Origin of the sequence: Ampullimonas aquatilis, assembly GCF_049675895.1 — a bacterium.
Lineage (GTDB): Bacteria > Pseudomonadota > Gammaproteobacteria > Burkholderiales > Burkholderiaceae_D > Ampullimonas > Ampullimonas aquatilis.
Window position 1 is genome coordinate 1,336,347 of record NZ_CP183834.1, and the last position, 15,165, is coordinate 1,351,511.

Genomic DNA, 15,165 nt, shown 5'->3' on the forward strand with positions numbered 1-15,165 from the left:
AGCCATGAGAGTTTTTGCACCTAATGCATTTCAGTTTCGCAATGTTCGATATCCACAGGGCTGGCAAGAAGTTGACTCAATCACCGCTCAACTTTTGAAAAATGCAGGCTGGGTGACAATTTTTGATCCACCATTTAATTCTCCAATTATTTTGGCGCAGTCTGGTGTACCAATTTTATTGACTGGCAACACATCTCAAAACACATTGGCAGCTGTCATAGTGCCAGGCGGCTTGATGGGGAAAAACGGTCGGTTGAGGGTGTTTGCGTTTTACGCGGCGAATAATAATGCCAACACTAAAACTGCTAACGTTAAATTTGGGGGGGGGGGACTGTATTTAATGCTGGCCTGTCTTCATGGTCGAGTTACGGGGTTGCTGTTGATATTTTTAATGCAAATTCTGAGCAAAGCCAGATTGGAACACCAATTAACGTTGTGAGTCAGTACAACGTGTCCACAATAGGACTCGCCACATCTAATTTAGATACTCGCAATGATTTATTGTTGGAGCTTGGTGGATTTCTCTCTGTCGCGACAGACACATTGACATTGTCTGCATACACAGTAGAAGTCCTTCCCGGCTAAAAGAATTAAGCGGCTCCGTTGAGCTGCGGTTGTACCGATCCGTTGATCGTGAATGCAAGGCATCCGCCACCCGTCGTATTGATCGGTGGCTTTTTTATTTTGGAGAAACCATGAGCAAAAAATTACGTGAATTACAGGCACGCAAGGCGGATCAAGTCAAATCTGCGCGTGCATTGACCAACCAGGCCGACGCTGAAGGGCGTGATCTGACTGATGATGAGGTGGCCAAGTTCAATGCCATTTCCAGCCAGATCGAGGCGACTAATGCAGCCATTGATCGTGAAAACACATTGATTGCTGAAGAAGCGCAAATCGGTACCAATGTGGGTGTGGTGCAGCAGATCACCACCCATGATCGTCGTGAGGATGATCCAAAACGCGGCTTTAAAAACTTCGGCGAGTTTGCTGCATCCGTTCGTTCGGCTGAGTTAACTAAAGGCCGCAATCTGGATGAGCGTTTACTGATTGGTGCTGCAGCCCCTACAACATTTGGTAATGAGGGTTCTGGCTCTGATGGTGGTTTTGTCATACCCGCAGCCTTCAGCACTGATATTTTTACTCACGCCTTGGGTGAAGACTCTTTGGTGCCACTCACAGACAATACATTGGTCAGTGGCAATTCAATGGTGTTCCCGAAAGATGAGACAACCCCATGGGGTACTGATGGCATCCGTGCCTATTGGCAGGGGGAGGCTTTGGCGGGTAATCAAACCAAGCCTAAGCTATCCACCAGCACATTACGTTTATATAAGTTGATGGCACTTGTTCCTGTTACAGATGAGTTGCTTGATGACACGACAGCACTGACTAGTTACCTGCCTAGCAAAGTTGCAGACTCCATTCGTTGGAAACTGAATGAGGCCATTCTGTTTGGCTTAGGCAATGGCACGCCGATTGGTGCCTATCAGGGTAATGCTGCTGTGACTGTGGCTAAAGAGGGTGGTCAAGCTACACAAACGCTGCAAGCGATCAACCTCGCAAAAATGATTGCTCGCTTACCTGCTGGATCGTTTGGTCGTGCCATTTGGTTGATCAATAACGATGTGCTGCCTGCACTCTTTACATTAACGCTAGGTAACTATCCAATTTACTTGCCTGTCGCTGCCAATGGTGGTCTGCAAAACAGTCCATACGGAAGCCTGCTGGGACGTCCAATCGTAATCAGCCAGCACGCCAAATCGTTCAGCTCTCAGGGTGACATCATGCTGATTGATCCAAAGTATTACCGCACCATCACCAAGACTGAAGGATTCCGTACCGATACATCAGCTCATTTGTATTTCGATGCTGATGCCACCGCTTTCCGTACTACGTTCCGTATTGATGGTGGCCCAAAAATCGTCAACCCGATTGCGCCTGCCAACGGTGCCAGCACGCTCAGCCCGTTCATTCAACTGGGTGCCCGTTAATTCGGTTCATTGACTGTCTTTTTTTGAAAGGAAAACAACATGTTTACCAACATGAAATTATCGGAAGGCCTGGCGGTGCTGGCGGCAGTGGATCCACAGTCGGTGGCTGCGGGCACTGTCACCACAGCCTGGTTTCCAGTGCTCAACTTCCATCGCTTTTTGGCACTCATTGGCACCGGCGCACTCGGTGCCTCTGCGACGGTGGATGTGAAATTTCAACAGGCCCAGGACGCGGCTGGTACCGGTGCCAAAGATGTTACAGGCAAAGCGTTGACCCAGCTTACCCAGGCTGGTGGCGCCAGCAACAAGCAGGCCATGATTGACCTGAACAGTTCGGATGTTGATACCAACAACGGCTTTGGCTGGGTACGCCTATCCATGACAGTTGGTGTCGCTGCCAGCCAGGCAGTGGCTTACCTGTTGGGTGGTACGCCAGAATTTGCACCGCCACGTGATACTTCGGCCAACCCGGTTATCAACTTGGGTGCTGCATCGGTCGTGCAAATCGTTTAAACGTGTCTCCCTGTTTGCTGGTCAGTCAGCAATCAGTTCATGGACTGCGGTCATTGCCTGCAGTCCATTTTTTTAAGGAAATATCATGCCAAAAATGGTGCGTTACAAAGACACGTTTTATGCGGGTGGTGTGCCCAAATATGAGTCTGGCAAAGACTACGACGTGACCGACGAAACAAAGAGTCATGTTGCTGCTGGCTATGCTGCCATTGTCAACATCAAGGGCGGCAAAGTGGTGGATGACAAACTCGTTGACGACCCCATTGCAGATCCTGTCGATCCAGCCCGGCCCGAGCTGCCCCTGCTCGAAGCTGTTGTCGAGCCAGCTGTTGAGCTGGTGCTTGAATCAACCGCCGAAACCGAGGCGCTGATCGACAACGCCGCTGCCGACAACAAGGCCAATTAAGCATGCCACTGCAACAGGTCACGGCACCGGTTTGTGCGCCCATCCATATTGGTGAGGCACGTCCGTATGTCAAGCAGGACATCACCGATGAGGACAACGTCATCAAGATGCTGGTCGACGGGCTGACTCAAGAAGCCCAAACCGCCTGCCAGCGCCAGATGGTGGTAGCTCGTTATCTGCAGGTGCAGGACAGTTTTCCTGGTGCTGGCCTGTCCGGCATGACCGGGTGTGATGAGGAGTTTTCGCTCGTTGACAACGCGGTGCTGCTCATCATCTCGCCCTGTGTGCAGGTAGTCAGCATCCGTTATCTGGACACATCGGGTGCCTGGCAGACCATGCCGCCCGCTGACTACACCGTGGACATGGTGTGCGAGCCCGCCCGCATCACGCCGGTATTCGGCAAGATCTGGCCAGTCACCCAGCCACAGGTCGGTGCAGTGCAGATCCTGTTTGATGCCGGACATGCTGCTGCCATCACGGCTAATACGGCTGCGGACACGATCACCGTGTCTGGATGGAAACCACTAGTAGTCAATGACGTGGTACGCCTTAGCAACAGTGGTGGCGTCTTGCCCACTGGCCTGACAGATCAGACTGATTATTACGTGCAGGCTGTGGTCAGTAGTGGTGTCTACAAACTGTCGGCCAGCCAGGGTGGTGCGGTCGTGGATATAACCGATGCCGGAACCGGTCAGCACTTTCTAGGAGTTGTGCCTGTCGGTATGAAGCTGTGGCTGCTCTGCCACTTGGAAAGCCATTTTAGCCATCGCGGTGTGGTCGCGATAACCAAGGGCAACCTCAATAATCTGGGCCATATCGAGCGTCTGCTCGATGCCTATCGTGTGGTGCGGGCATGAGTACCGTTAGCTGGCCGGACAGTGGTGAGCTGCAGCGTCGCATCACCATTCGTGTGTGGTCAGATGTGCCCAACGCGGCTTTTGGGCTTGATCATATTTATGATGCCGGCATTCAGCGCTGGGCTAAATTGGAACCCGTCAGCGGTCTGCAATACTGGGGCACTCAGCAGATTGCCGAATCACCCACCCATCGTATCTGGGTGCGTTATGGCACTGGCACTAAACCTGATGACATTACGGGTCAACATGTCATTGAGCATGGTGGTCGTCGTTATCGTGTTTTGCGTGCCACCAATATTGAAGACGCGCAGCGCTTTACCATGATCGAAGCGAAAGACCTTGGGAGCATCGCATGAGCACCGAAACAACCAGTAGCAGTGGTGGCGGTATTGAATTGCGCGTTGGATTGACTGGTCATAAAAAAATTGATTATGACCGTAAGCCGTTGCGCGATGCGATGGTTTCCAGTGGTAAGTTGGTTACAAAAACTGCCCGTCGCCTTGTCTCAAGAAGGGCTATCTCTTCGGGTGGTCAAGTGCCAGGGAGGGTTACTGGTCGGCTAATGAAGTCGATTGGTGAAATAAAGGTACGTGGTAACAAAGGTGGTTACATCAAGATTGGTCCAAGAACCTTTAAGGATGATCATATTTTTTATCCGGCTGTTTTGTATTACGGATCACGAAAACAAAATATTAAAAAGCGCGCCAATTACATGGTTCAGGCGCTGGATGTAGAACGAGATGCTATCCGAAGTCGGATGCGCGAATCTTTAAAAAATAATTTAGTTCCTCGTTACTAACATGCAACTCGAAACCATCATCGCGGCTCTGCGGACTCGCTGCCCTTCTTTTTTTCAGCGGATTGCCGGTGCTGCTGAATTCAAGATGTTGCCCGAGTCGGCCAGCCTGGCAGTGCCGTGCGCATTTGTCATTCCCATCGATGACAACCCCGGCGACGCCATGTCACAAAACGATGTTCGCCAGGCGCTGACAGACAGCTTTGCTGTTGTTATCGCGGTCAATAACAAACCTGATGAGCGTGGCCAATCTGCCAGCAATGACGTGCACAACCTGCGTGCCGAGTTGTGGCATGCCTTGCTCGGCTGGCGGCCATCGCTTGATTACAACGGCATCACGTATGAAGGCGGCACGCTCTTGCAGGTCGATCGTGCTCGCCTTTGGTACCAGTTTGAATTTGGTGCCGACATGGAAATCGGCCCAGAAGATGGCTACCAGGCCACCGAACTGGCAGGGTTGGCGGCGTTTGAAGGTGCCACCATCAAGGTGGATGAAATTGATCCTGCTGCTGATCCCAACCTGCATTACCCCGGCCCCGATGGCCGGATTGAAACGCAGTTTTCTGTTCCACAAACGGGCACCTTGCCCACCTAACCAGGAGGTTATATGTACGTTGTTCCCAAACCTGGCCTTGCCGTGTCGGACCCGTTTGTCGGTGATGTCCTGCCAGCTCAAGGTCGTCAAGTCGAAGCCAATCAGTATTGGTTCCGTCGTATCAACGATGGTGATGTCACTGAAGGTGAGGCACCGGTTGAATCACCAGCGGCCGAGCCAATTGCAACCCAGGCAGTCCACACCGGGGAGGCTGAATAATGGCTATTGCATTCCAAACCATCCCACAAAACCTGCGCGTCCCATTGTTCTATGCCGAAATGGACGCCAGCCAGGCGGGCTATTTCAGCCAGGCTAAACGTACCCTGCTGATCGGGCAAAAGCTGGCAGCAGGTTCTGCCGCCACAGGCACACCGTTGCTCGTCTCTCGCTCTGACAATGCCATCACACTGTTTGGTAAAGGCTCCATGCTGGCCCGCATGCACGCCATGTATCGTCAGGTTGACCCGTTCGGTGAGGTCTGGTGTATCGCCTTGGCAGATAACGGCGCCGGTGTTGCTGCCACGGGTACCATCACCGTGACCGGTCCAGCCAGTGCAGCCGGTGGCATCAGCCTTTACATTGCCGGTCAGTTGGTATCTGTGGCAGTGGCCAATGGTGACGCTGCCAGCACCATTGCTACTGCCATCAATGCTGCCATCAATGCGGCCACCGATCTACCAGTCACATCGACTGTGGCCACCAATGTGGTCACACTCACCTGTCGCTGGAAGGGTGTTACTGGCAACGACATCACCGTGCTCGATAGTTATCGTGGTGCATCCGGTAGCGAGGCCTTGCCAGCTGGTGTGGCCTTGGCCTATGTGGCAATGGCTAGTGGCACCAACAACCCGGTCATTAGCGCGGGAATCACCGCCATGGGTGATGATGAGTACGATTACATCATCCATCCTTACAGTGATACCGCTAACATGGCCCTGCTGGCCACAGAACTCAATGACACAGCAGGCCGCTGGTCGTATGCTCGGCAAATTTATGGTCACGCCTATACCGCCATCCGTGGCTCGCTGGCTACCCTGCAAACCTTTGGCTCCGGCCTGAACGATCAGCATAACACCTGTGCCGCCATCGATGTTGATACGCCTAATCCAATGTGGGAGTACGCTGCTGTCTACGGTGGTCGCAACGCGGTTTTTCTCAATGCCGATTCAGCTCGCCCAACCCAATCGGGTGAACTGACGGGCATCCTGCCACCCCGTGCCGGCAAGCGCTTCATTTTTACCGAACGACAAACACTGCTTAACAATGGCCTGGCTACCAGTTTCTTTTCGGGTGGCACACTCAAAGTTGAGCGGGCCATTACTACTTACCAGAAAAACGCCTTCGGCCAGGCTGATCCATCGTATCTGGATAGTGAGACGATGCACCTCAACACCACCGTCCTTCGCCGTTTTCGTAGCATTGTCACCACCAAATACCCACGCCATAAGCTAGCCGATGATGGTACCCGCTTTGGTGCTGGTCAAGCCATCGTTACGCCCAGCGTGATTCGTGGTGAGTTGATTTCGGAATACGGAAAAATGGAGCTGGAAGGCCTGGTAGAAAACAGTGCGCTGTTCGCCAAATACCTGATCGTCGAGCGTAATGCCACCAACCCAAGCCGCTGCGACGTTCTCTTGCCACCAGATCTGGTCAACGGCCTGCGCGTTTTTGCAGTGCTCAATCAGTTCCGTAATCAGTACGCTGCCAACGCCTGATTGGTTGATATTTAAAATTTAAACAAGGAGCTATCATGGCAAAAAGAATTGCAGGCATCTGCTACGTCAAAGTTGACGGCCAGCAGTTGTCTATCAGCGGTGGGCTGGAATGCCCAGCCGCTACGGTCAAACGTGAAAATGTGATGGCGGTTGATGGTCCGGCTGGCTTGAAGGAAACAGCCATGGAGCCCTACGTCAAGCTGTCCGCACTTTTTACGTCAGACTTTCCACTGACCACTTTGCAGGGTGGCATTGATATGACTGTGACCGCTGAGATGCCCAACGGCAAGGTTTACACACTTTCTGGCGCTTTCATCAAGGGTGATACCACTGTTAAGGCCGATGATGGCACCGTTGATCTCGAATTTGGTGGATCAAAAGGGGTATGGCAATGAGCGTCACAATTTCGCTCACCCAGCCCATTACGGCCCACGGTGATGAGCTTTATCTATTGGAATTGCGTGAGCCAACCACCAAAGATGTTCGCTCGCTCGGTTATCCGTATGTGCTGGTTAACACGGCCAGTGGTTCGGGTGGTATCGAGTTTTTGGCCAATGTGGTTGCCAACTACATTGTGTTGCTCGGCAAGATCCCGATGAGCTCGGTCGATCAGCTCACCCTCGCTGATTTCACTCGGGCGCAAGGGGTGGTACAGGGTTTTTTCAAGATGGGCGACGACGAAGCGTCGAGCAGTTAACAGATCGAATTTTTGATCTCGCCTATTTTTTTAAAACGAGTCCCGAGCAAATCATGGCGCTGACCCTCGCAGAGTTCGATCTTTACGAAAGTCAGGCCGAGCGGATTGCCGATCAGGTCAACCAGGCTAACCAGGAAAGCTAATCGTGGCAGATAAATTCGAGCTAAAGGCTATTATTTCGGCCAGTGCCGAGCCGTTGTTGCGCACCCTCAAGGTAATGCAGCCTCAGCTGAAACAGGCCCGCAAATACATTGGTGATGTGGGCGGTGCGCTCAATGGTTTGAGTGGTAAGGTGGGTCTGCCACTGGCAGGCCTGTCTACCCTGACCGCTGGTTTTTCTGGGGTGGCCATTAAAAACGCCATCGTCCAGTTTACTGATCTGAGCGAATCCCTGATGAAAAGCTCGTTCGCTTCCGGTATCCAGGTCGAGCAGCTGCAAAAACTGAAATATGTTGGTGAGCAGTCTGGCGTTGAAATCGAGTCATTGCAGCATGGTGTTGGCAAACTCAATAAAAACATTGGTGAGGCAGCCGGTGGAAAAAATAAAGACCTGGCAGCACTTTTTAAAAAGTTGCACGTCAACCTGCGTGATAGTAATGGTCAGTTAAAAGGGGCTGCAGATCTGCTCCCTGAAATTTCCGACGCGTTTATCCGCAACAAAAACCCGGTCGTGCAGGCCACCATGGGGACCGCTTTGTTTGGTCGTCAATGGCAGGAGATGATTCCGCTGCTCATGGAAGGCTCGGCGGGGATTGATTCGTCGCTGGATCGGTTTAAGCGGCTCAAGAGCGTGATGTCCGAGTCCGATCTGCGTGCCGGCAAGGAGTTGGGTGATCAGCTTAAAGATCTGGAATTTCTGACCAAAGGCTTTCAGATGACGATTGCCAAAGAGTTGGTGCCCGAGCTCAGGCCATTGATTGAGGAGGTCATTCAGTGGGGCGCTGCCAATCGTAAATTGGTGGCCAGTAAAGTCAAAGAGTATGTGCATGATTTTGCTGTGTTCATTAAATCGATCGACTGGACTGGCATCATCAATGGCACCAAAGACTTGGCCAACACCACAGGGATCCTGGTCGATAAAGTGGGTGGCACCAAAAACGCGTTGATCGGCCTAGCAGTCTTTATGAACCTGCCACTCATCAGTTCGTTTTTTGGTGTCATTGGCTCGGTGGGTCGTTTATCAATGTGGCTGGGTGGGTTGATATTTAAAATTCCATTGGTGGCGGCGGCATTTAGTGGTTTGGGTACCACGCTGCTGGGGCTGGCCAGTGGTGCGCTGGGCTTTTTGCGTGGCGCTATTCTCACGCTGGGACGTTTGTTTCTTACCACTCCGATTGGTCTCGCCATCACCGGCATTGCGCTTGGTGCTTTCCTGATTTACGAAAATTGGGACAAGTTAAAGATCTGGTTTTCTGATTTTTTCAACTGGATCGGCGACAAGTGGCGCGGCCTGCTGGATTCCGTCAGCCAGTTTGCTGGCATCGTTAAACAGTTCTTTGGTTTTGGTGGTGAGGGCGGCATTAAGTTGCCGGGTGTTGCTCAGCCAGGTGGTGTGCCATTTTCGGCACAGGGTGGCGATGTGGTGGCCGGCCTTAACCCAAGTCTCAATGCCCAGCCCAAGCCGCTCTTTATGACTCAGCAAAACAAGATGCAGGGCAGTATCAATGTCAAGTTTGACAACGCACCACAAGGCATGCGGGTTGAGTCAGACAGCAAAGGCAGTGCAGTGCCTATGCGCACTGATGTTGGTTATCGTGGTTACGCCACCGGGCTGGGCTTCTGATGGCCACCGCACCATTGCTGAGCGCGTCGTTACGCGCTGCGAGTTTTCGGGGTGTGCCGTTTAAGGTGGAGGCATCCGATCTGTCCGCTGGCCGGCGTAACCAGGTGCATGAGTACCCGCAGCGTGATAAGCCCTACGTCGAAGATCTGGGCCGTGCCACGCGCGAATTTCGATTAACCGCTTTTGTTGTGGGGCCCGACTATGTCAATCAGGCTGATAAATTACTGGCCGCGCTGGAAGAAGCCGGTCCTGGCCAACTGGTCCATCCGTGGAAGGGAACCCTCACTGTCTCGGTACGCGAGCCCGCGCAGGTCAGCTACAACAGCGAGCTCGGTGTTGCGCGTTTCAGCTTGTCATTTGTCGAGGCGGGCGAACTGGCCTATCCAGCAGCCAGTGACGCCACGCAGTCCAAGTCCCGCTTGGCAGCGGGCAAGCTGGAAGACAGCGCCGTTAGCAGCTTTGCCAAAAAATTCAGCGTCACCGGCTATGCCGATTTTGTGACCAGCTCGGCCAAGGCCGAATTGCAATCACTGATGGGTGCTGTCACTGGTACCGGATCGGGGCTGGATGCCCTGCGTTATGCGGCTGAGTCGGGCACGGTCCTAAACACCGCCATCAGCTTGTTGTCCGATCCACATGCCATGGCGCAAAAGCTGGTTGGCTGGTTGGGGGTGGCGGATGCTGTTGGTACCGCGCTTAACTGGGCGGGTATCTCCCGCTCGTTGAGCCGCCTCACATCCAGCAGCAGCATGCAGCCGGTCACGGCCAGCACGGTGGCTGCCCAGCCGGTCATTACACCTAACCGTCAGCAGCGGGTGGACAACACCAATGCGCTGCGAGGCCTGTTTCGTCAGACATTGATTGCCCAGGCAGTAGGCACCACGTCGTATATTGATATTGCCAGGCGGAGTGATACCACCAGTGCTACCGGATCCAGTGTGGTTGTCACGCAGGATGAAGCACTGGCTGTCCGCAACGAGGTGGCCGCATCCCTGGATACTGAAAGCTATCAGGTTGCTGATGACGCCACCTATACGGCTTTGCAAGATGCGCGGATTGCAGTTTGGCGTGACATCACTGATCGCGCCCGTGATGGGGCCCGCTTGATGGTCTACACACCCAAGCAGGTAGTGCCAGCCCTGGTGCTGGCGTATGACCGTTATGAGGACGCTTTGCGTGATGCCGAGATCGTCACTCGCAACAATGTGCGGGATCCCAATTTTATACCGGTTGTGCCATTACGTTTATTGAGTGTCTGACATGGCCGATAACAAAACCAGCACATTAAATAATGTGCGCCTGCTGGTGGCCGGCAAGGAATATGGCGGCTGGAAAAGTGTGCGGATCGAGGCCGGTATTGAGCGTCAATCGCGCAGCTTTGATTTGGAAATCACCACCAAGTGGCCAGGTAATAACACGGCTCGGCCAGTGCAGTCGGGTGATAGTTGTGAAGTCTTTATTGGCAATGATAAGGTGCTCACCGGCTTTATTGATGCTACCCCCATTCAATACGATGGCAGCAGTATTCGCACCGCCATTCGTGGGCGTAGTAAAACGGCTGACCTGGTGGACTGCTGTCCCATCACCAATAAAGGTCAGTGGCGTAATCAAAAACTCGAATCGATTGCGGCTGAACTGGCCAAACCCTACGGCATCAAGGTCGTCACTGAAATTGATACCGGCGCTGCCATCCCTGATCACCAGATCCAGCCGGGTGAAAGCGTTTTCGAGTCAATTGATCGATTGATGCGCCTGCGTCATGTGTTATCGACCGATAACGAAAACGGTGATCTGGTGTTCATTGATGTGGGTAGCAAGGGCAGGGCGGGCACGGCGCTCGAGCTCGGCCAGAATATCCGCTCAGCCAGTGCCGACCTTGACTATAAGGATGTTTACTCAGAGTACATCTGTAAAGGTCAGCGGCCCGGCACCGATGACAGTGCGGACACGGCCAGCCACATTGCCGAATCGATGGCCAGCATCAAGGAGCCTAGCGTTAAACGGACCCGTGTCCTGGTAATCAAACAGTCCGGCCAGGCCGATGAAGGCACCTGTGCTGACCGGGTGGATTATGAGCGTGCGCATCGCGCTGCCAAGGCCAAAGAAGCCAACTACACCGTGGCGGGTTGGCGGCAAGCCAGTGGGGCGTTATGGCTGCCCAATATGCTGGTGCAGGTCAAGGATCCGGTGTTCGGTTTGAATGGGGTATTTGTCATTGCTGAAGTTGCGTGGCTACTTGATGTTGAAGGCCTGCGCACGGACATCAAGGTGGGCCCGGTGGATGGTTATGTGACACCCGCTGCCAAACGTGCCAAACAGAAAAAAGCTGGCAAAGGCGGTGCCAAGAGTGATCTTTGGGCGGACGTGCAATGAGAGAACTCGTTCAGCGCATCACCAGCCTGTTTGCCCGTGGCTCGGTATCCGGCTCGGACACCAGCAAAAAAATGCAAACCTTACAGGTTCGGCTGCTGGCCGATGAGGTCAAGGACAGTATTGAGTATCTTGAGGCTTACGGTTTTACCAGCAACCCGCTCGATGGTGCCGAGGTGCTGGCCACCTTTATGGATGGTGATCGAAGTCATGGTGTGGTGATTGTTGCTGCTGATCGCCGTTATCGCATCAAAAATTTGCAAAAGGGTGAAGTGGCTATCTACACGGACGAAGGCGACATCATCAAATTTGGTCGTGGCCGAAACATCACCATCACCTGTGGCACCAAAGTCAAGATTGATTGCCCATCGGTGCAGATCACCGGCAATCTGCAAGTGGATGGCGCCATTCATAGCAACGGCAATATTGTTTCAGATGCCAATGTGGCCGATCAGGGTGGCGCCAAAACCATGGCAGGTATGCGCACCACCTACAACGGTCATACCCATGTTGAGAACAGTATCCCTGGCTCAACCAATGCACCTAATCAGCCAATGTAATCATGACAGAAGATCAGCCACTCTCAGTTAACTATAACGGTGTGACGCTCAGTCTCGGCATGGCCAGTACTGAGCCATTAGTGCGGGCCGTCATCATCAGCCTGTTCAGTTGGCGGCGTGCCAATGCTGACGATGATCTACCTGGTGATGAGCGAATGGGGTGGTGGGGTGATACCACCGCCACCATTGCCAATGACCGGATTGGATCGCGCCTGTGGCTTCTGGATCGCAGCAAGATCACCAGCACCACGATTGCCAGCGCCATTGAGTATGCACAAGAGGCACTGGCTTGGCTGGTAACTGATGGGGTGGCCAGTGATGTGACTGTCACTGCTGAGCGGCTGGGTATTGATACGGTCGGGATGTTGTGTGTCATCACCAAACCGGATGGCTCGCAAGCCAATGTCCAATTTTCAAACGTGTGGAGCTTCTTAGATGTTTGATCGTCCCGCCCTCATCACGATCGTTGATCGTGTTCGCAATGACATCCTGGCCAGGCTCGATGCTGATGACAGCTTGCGCCGTGCCGATGCCGAAGTTTATGCCCGTGTCATTGCCGGATCCATGCATGGCCTATACGGTTATTTGGATTGGCTGAGCCAGCAAGTGATCTACGACACGGCTGAGGCTGATTATCTGGATCGCTGGGCGACCCTGTACAGTGTGGCTCGCAAAGCCGCCAGCACCGCGACGGGGAGCGTCACATTTGCGGTGACAGTTGGTGCGGTCATCCCTTCTGGTACCACCTTGCAGGCTGCAGATGGCACACAGTTTGTCACCACGGCGGATGCCACCATTGCCGCACCTAGTGCCACAGCGCCTGTTGTCTCTGTGGTGGCTGGTGCAATTGCCAACAGAACGGCGGGCGAAACGCTGACCCTCATATCCCCGGTGGTTGGAGTGCAATCCATCGCTACGGCGGGCACCATCAGTGGTGGTGCGGATATCGAGACCGACGATGCGCTGCGCGGGCGGCTATTGGCACGCCTGCAAACGCCACCCAGTGCAGGCACCAAGGCCGATTACATCGCCTGGGCATTGCAAGTGGCGGGCGTCACGCGTGCCTGGTGTTATCCAAACGAATTGGGCGCTGGCACTGTGGTTGTCCGTTTTGTGCGCGACAACGATGTCACCATCATCCCTGATGCTGGTGAGGTGGCCACAGTGCAGACCTACATCGATGCCCTGCGGCCAGTCACTGCAGCCCTGACGGTGGTGGCACCCAATGCGGTACCCCTCAACTTTACGATTAGCGGGTTATCGCCCAGCAATGCCACGGTGCAGGCAGCCGTGCAGGCTGAGCTGGCAGATCTGATCCTGCGTGAGGCAGAGCCTGGTGGCACCTTGCTGCTGTCACATATTCGCGCTGCCATCAGTAGCGCGTCCGGTGAAAACGATTATGTGCTGACCAGCCCTGCTGCCAATGTGGTCAACACCACTGGCAACATCACCACCATGGGGACGATCACATGGCTCTAAGTGCTGACGATTATCTCAATCAGCTGCAGCAGCTACTGCCACGCGGGCCAGCCTGGCCACGGGATGCAGATGCCCGCCTGACCAAATTGCTCAGTGGTTGGTCACAAGAATATGCGCGTGAATCATCACGTGCCGATGACTTGCTCAATGAGTCTGATCCTCGGTCGACCAATCAGCTGCTGAGTGATTTTGAGCGGGTCTATGGCCTGCCAGATGCCTGCATGGGGAGCGGGCAATCGACCACCTTTAGGCGGTCGGCCTTGCTGTCCAAAGCCACATCGGTTGGTGGCAACACCAAAACCTACTTTATTGCCCTGGCAGCAGCACTCGGCTACACCATCACCATTACCGAATTCCAGCCGTTCCTGGTCAATAGCCGGGTCAATGCGCGGCTTTATTCGCGGCAATGGCGCTTTGCCTGGCAGGTCAATTCGTCACTTAACACCGTTCGCGTTTTCCGTGTCAATGGGCGGGTGAATGAACGGCTGGCCGAATGGAGCAATGTGCCATTGGAATGCACGATCAATCGACTCAAACCAGCACATACCATTGTGCTATTCAGTTATACATAAGGAGCAGACATGAAAGGCGTATATGAATTTGATGCCAGTGCAACCCCACCATCACCCCCGGCCACCCCGTCGATAGGATATCCGACCAGTGGCAACCCAGGCACTGGCACACCAGCGACTGAGCCTGGTGCATGGTTTTTTCACATGCTTGTTGCTGAGCTGACGAATGTCATTTCAGCAGGTGGTATCGTGACCGATCATACGGTGGTCAACCAACTGCTAACTTCGCTCCGTAATGGAAAATTAAATAGTACTGCTGGTGCGGGTACCCTCGATGCGATTACCGCAGCCTACACCACTCCGTTTACAGCTTTAGCGGATGGTCTTAACGTGTTTGTCCGTGCGAGTGGCGCAAATACGTCTACGACGCCGACCTTAAAAATTGATGCTCTTGCTACTAAAACCATCGTCAAGGGCAATAACTTATCACTTGTGGCTGGTGACATTGCTGGTGCTGGTCACTGGCTGGAGCTGCAATATGATGCGACGCTCGATAAGTTTGTTTTGCAAAACCCCGCCTCTAGCGTAGCTACCGGGCTGGGCTTTAAACAAACCACCTATACAAACCAGACGGGTAGCCGAGCGATCGGTACCGTCTATACAAACACGACAGGCCGACCAATACATGTGGCTATTGCTGTCCAGCTTGCTGCGTCAGCAGGTAATGGTTGCCGCTTGCTCGTTGGCGGTCTGGAGGTGTCGCAAATTTACACGCCGGTTGCGGTGAGTATTTTTGGCAACCTTCAATGTATCGTGCCACCAGCTCAAACCTATCAGTTAGTCAATTCGGTGGGCAGTAATACGTTATCTATTTGGATGGAGCAATAA

Annotated in this window: 20 protein-coding genes; all 20 read left to right on the top strand. The window is 53.5% G+C overall.

Going from position 1 to position 15,165, the window contains the following annotated elements; translation table 11 throughout:
• Window positions 1-4: 4 nt before the first annotated feature.
• The 20 genes from ACMYR3_RS06145 to ACMYR3_RS06240 all read left to right on the top strand — a co-directional run bounded on the left by ACMYR3_RS06145 (window position 5) and on the right by ACMYR3_RS06240 (window position 15,165).
• A complete protein-coding gene (locus ACMYR3_RS06145; RefSeq protein ID WP_424195522.1) occupies window positions 5-439 on the top strand; it encodes a hypothetical protein in 435 nt (144 codons plus the stop codon).
• Window positions 440-695: 256 nt separating this feature from the next.
• Window positions 696-1,994 (top strand): phage major capsid protein, encoded by a 1,299-nt coding sequence (locus ACMYR3_RS06150; protein ID WP_424195524.1) that lies wholly within the window; start codon window positions 696-698, stop codon window positions 1,992-1,994.
• A gap of 39 nt (window positions 1,995-2,033) precedes the next feature.
• On the top strand, window positions 2,034-2,507 hold the full coding sequence (locus ACMYR3_RS06155; RefSeq protein WP_424195526.1) for a hypothetical protein: 474 nt from the start codon (window positions 2,034-2,036) through the stop codon (window positions 2,505-2,507).
• A gap of 85 nt (window positions 2,508-2,592) precedes the next feature.
• Window positions 2,593-2,913, top strand: a complete 321-nt coding sequence (locus ACMYR3_RS06160) for a hypothetical protein (RefSeq protein ID WP_424195527.1) — start codon at window positions 2,593-2,595, stop codon at window positions 2,911-2,913.
• A 2-nt stretch (window positions 2,914-2,915) separates the two neighbouring features.
• Window positions 2,916-3,770 (top strand): hypothetical protein, encoded by an 855-nt coding sequence (locus tag ACMYR3_RS06165; RefSeq protein WP_424195529.1) that lies wholly within the window; start codon window positions 2,916-2,918, stop codon window positions 3,768-3,770.
• Window positions 3,767-4,126, top strand: coding sequence for a head-tail adaptor protein (locus ACMYR3_RS06170; protein WP_424195531.1), 360 nt, complete (start codon window positions 3,767-3,769; stop codon window positions 4,124-4,126). Before ACMYR3_RS06165 ends, ACMYR3_RS06170 begins: the two co-directional genes overlap by 4 nt.
• On the top strand, window positions 4,123-4,569 hold the full coding sequence (locus tag ACMYR3_RS06175) for a hypothetical protein (protein ID WP_424195533.1): 447 nt from the start codon (window positions 4,123-4,125) through the stop codon (window positions 4,567-4,569). The genes ACMYR3_RS06170 and ACMYR3_RS06175 overlap by 4 nt, the downstream gene beginning before the upstream one ends.
• Window position 4,570: 1 nt before the next feature.
• The gene (locus ACMYR3_RS06180) at window positions 4,571-5,161 is read left to right on the top strand and encodes a phage tail terminator protein (protein WP_424195535.1); all 591 of its coding nucleotides are present in this window, start codon (window positions 4,571-4,573) and stop codon (window positions 5,159-5,161) included.
• Between the two features lie 12 nt (window positions 5,162-5,173).
• Window positions 5,174-5,380, top strand: a complete 207-nt coding sequence (locus tag ACMYR3_RS06185; RefSeq protein ID WP_424195537.1) for a DUF2635 domain-containing protein — start codon at window positions 5,174-5,176, stop codon at window positions 5,378-5,380.
• The gene (locus tag ACMYR3_RS06190; protein ID WP_424195539.1) at window positions 5,380-6,876 is read left to right on the top strand and encodes a phage tail sheath subtilisin-like domain-containing protein; all 1,497 of its coding nucleotides are present in this window, start codon (window positions 5,380-5,382) and stop codon (window positions 6,874-6,876) included. The genes ACMYR3_RS06185 and ACMYR3_RS06190 overlap by 1 nt, the downstream gene beginning before the upstream one ends.
• Before the next feature lie 35 nt (window positions 6,877-6,911).
• Window positions 6,912-7,271, top strand: a complete 360-nt coding sequence (locus ACMYR3_RS06195; RefSeq protein ID WP_424195541.1) for a phage tail tube protein — start codon at window positions 6,912-6,914, stop codon at window positions 7,269-7,271.
• Entirely contained in the window at window positions 7,268-7,573 is a 306-nt protein-coding gene (locus ACMYR3_RS06200; RefSeq protein WP_424195542.1) for a phage tail assembly protein, read from the top strand. The genes ACMYR3_RS06195 and ACMYR3_RS06200 overlap by 4 nt, the downstream gene beginning before the upstream one ends.
• Window positions 7,574-7,718: 145 nt before the next feature.
• The gene (locus ACMYR3_RS06205; protein WP_424195544.1) at window positions 7,719-9,356 is read left to right on the top strand and encodes a hypothetical protein; all 1,638 of its coding nucleotides are present in this window, start codon (window positions 7,719-7,721) and stop codon (window positions 9,354-9,356) included.
• Complete coding sequence (locus ACMYR3_RS06210) at window positions 9,356-10,615, top strand: DNA circularization protein (RefSeq protein ID WP_424195546.1); 1,260 nt, start codon at window positions 9,356-9,358, stop codon at window positions 10,613-10,615. The genes ACMYR3_RS06205 and ACMYR3_RS06210 overlap by 1 nt, the downstream gene beginning before the upstream one ends.
• A gap of 1 nt (window position 10,616) precedes the next feature.
• Window positions 10,617-11,729, top strand: a complete 1,113-nt coding sequence (locus ACMYR3_RS06215; RefSeq protein ID WP_424195548.1) for a phage baseplate assembly protein — start codon at window positions 10,617-10,619, stop codon at window positions 11,727-11,729.
• Window positions 11,726-12,286: a phage baseplate assembly protein V gene (locus ACMYR3_RS06220; RefSeq protein WP_424195550.1), complete on the top strand. Its 561-nt coding sequence runs from the start codon at window positions 11,726-11,728 to the stop codon at window positions 12,284-12,286. Before ACMYR3_RS06215 ends, ACMYR3_RS06220 begins: the two co-directional genes overlap by 4 nt.
• A 2-nt stretch (window positions 12,287-12,288) precedes the next feature.
• A complete protein-coding gene (locus ACMYR3_RS06225) occupies window positions 12,289-12,729 on the top strand; it encodes a phage GP46 family protein (RefSeq protein ID WP_424195552.1) in 441 nt (146 codons plus the stop codon).
• A complete protein-coding gene (locus tag ACMYR3_RS06230) occupies window positions 12,722-13,765 on the top strand; it encodes a baseplate J/gp47 family protein (protein ID WP_424195554.1) in 1,044 nt (347 codons plus the stop codon). The genes ACMYR3_RS06225 and ACMYR3_RS06230 overlap by 8 nt, the downstream gene beginning before the upstream one ends.
• Window positions 13,756-14,337, top strand: a complete 582-nt coding sequence (locus tag ACMYR3_RS06235) for a YmfQ family protein (protein ID WP_424195556.1) — start codon at window positions 13,756-13,758, stop codon at window positions 14,335-14,337. The genes ACMYR3_RS06230 and ACMYR3_RS06235 overlap by 10 nt, the downstream gene beginning before the upstream one ends.
• A gap of 9 nt (window positions 14,338-14,346) precedes the next feature.
• Window positions 14,347-15,165: a hypothetical protein gene (locus ACMYR3_RS06240; RefSeq protein WP_424195558.1), complete on the top strand. Its 819-nt coding sequence runs from the start codon at window positions 14,347-14,349 to the stop codon at window positions 15,163-15,165.

Bases quoted from the DNA above. Each gene is read 5' to 3' on its own strand.
- ACMYR3_RS06145 (WP_424195522.1), top strand. From the start codon at position 5: ATGAGAGTTTTTGCACCTAATGCATTTCAGTTTCGCAATGTTCGATAT.
- ACMYR3_RS06150 (WP_424195524.1), top strand. From the start codon at position 696: ATGAGCAAAAAATTACGTGAATTACAGGCACGCAAGGCGGATCAAGTC.
- ACMYR3_RS06155 (WP_424195526.1), top strand. From the start codon at position 2,034: ATGTTTACCAACATGAAATTATCGGAAGGCCTGGCGGTGCTGGCGGCA.
- ACMYR3_RS06160 (WP_424195527.1), top strand. From the start codon at position 2,593: ATGCCAAAAATGGTGCGTTACAAAGACACGTTTTATGCGGGTGGTGTG.
- ACMYR3_RS06165 (WP_424195529.1), top strand. From the start codon at position 2,916: ATGCCACTGCAACAGGTCACGGCACCGGTTTGTGCGCCCATCCATATT.
- ACMYR3_RS06170 (WP_424195531.1), top strand. From the start codon at position 3,767: ATGAGTACCGTTAGCTGGCCGGACAGTGGTGAGCTGCAGCGTCGCATC.
- ACMYR3_RS06175 (WP_424195533.1), top strand. From the start codon at position 4,123: ATGAGCACCGAAACAACCAGTAGCAGTGGTGGCGGTATTGAATTGCGC.
- ACMYR3_RS06180 (WP_424195535.1), top strand. From the start codon at position 4,571: ATGCAACTCGAAACCATCATCGCGGCTCTGCGGACTCGCTGCCCTTCT.
- ACMYR3_RS06185 (WP_424195537.1), top strand. From the start codon at position 5,174: ATGTACGTTGTTCCCAAACCTGGCCTTGCCGTGTCGGACCCGTTTGTC.
- ACMYR3_RS06190 (WP_424195539.1), top strand. From the start codon at position 5,380: ATGGCTATTGCATTCCAAACCATCCCACAAAACCTGCGCGTCCCATTG.
- ACMYR3_RS06195 (WP_424195541.1), top strand. From the start codon at position 6,912: ATGGCAAAAAGAATTGCAGGCATCTGCTACGTCAAAGTTGACGGCCAG.
- ACMYR3_RS06200 (WP_424195542.1), top strand. From the start codon at position 7,268: ATGAGCGTCACAATTTCGCTCACCCAGCCCATTACGGCCCACGGTGAT.
- ACMYR3_RS06210 (WP_424195546.1), top strand. From the start codon at position 9,356: ATGGCCACCGCACCATTGCTGAGCGCGTCGTTACGCGCTGCGAGTTTT.
- ACMYR3_RS06215 (WP_424195548.1), top strand. From the start codon at position 10,617: ATGGCCGATAACAAAACCAGCACATTAAATAATGTGCGCCTGCTGGTG.
- ACMYR3_RS06220 (WP_424195550.1), top strand. From the start codon at position 11,726: ATGAGAGAACTCGTTCAGCGCATCACCAGCCTGTTTGCCCGTGGCTCG.
- ACMYR3_RS06225 (WP_424195552.1), top strand. From the start codon at position 12,289: ATGACAGAAGATCAGCCACTCTCAGTTAACTATAACGGTGTGACGCTC.
- ACMYR3_RS06230 (WP_424195554.1), top strand. From the start codon at position 12,722: ATGTTTGATCGTCCCGCCCTCATCACGATCGTTGATCGTGTTCGCAAT.
- ACMYR3_RS06235 (WP_424195556.1), top strand. From the start codon at position 13,756: ATGGCTCTAAGTGCTGACGATTATCTCAATCAGCTGCAGCAGCTACTG.
- ACMYR3_RS06240 (WP_424195558.1), top strand. From the start codon at position 14,347: ATGAAAGGCGTATATGAATTTGATGCCAGTGCAACCCCACCATCACCC.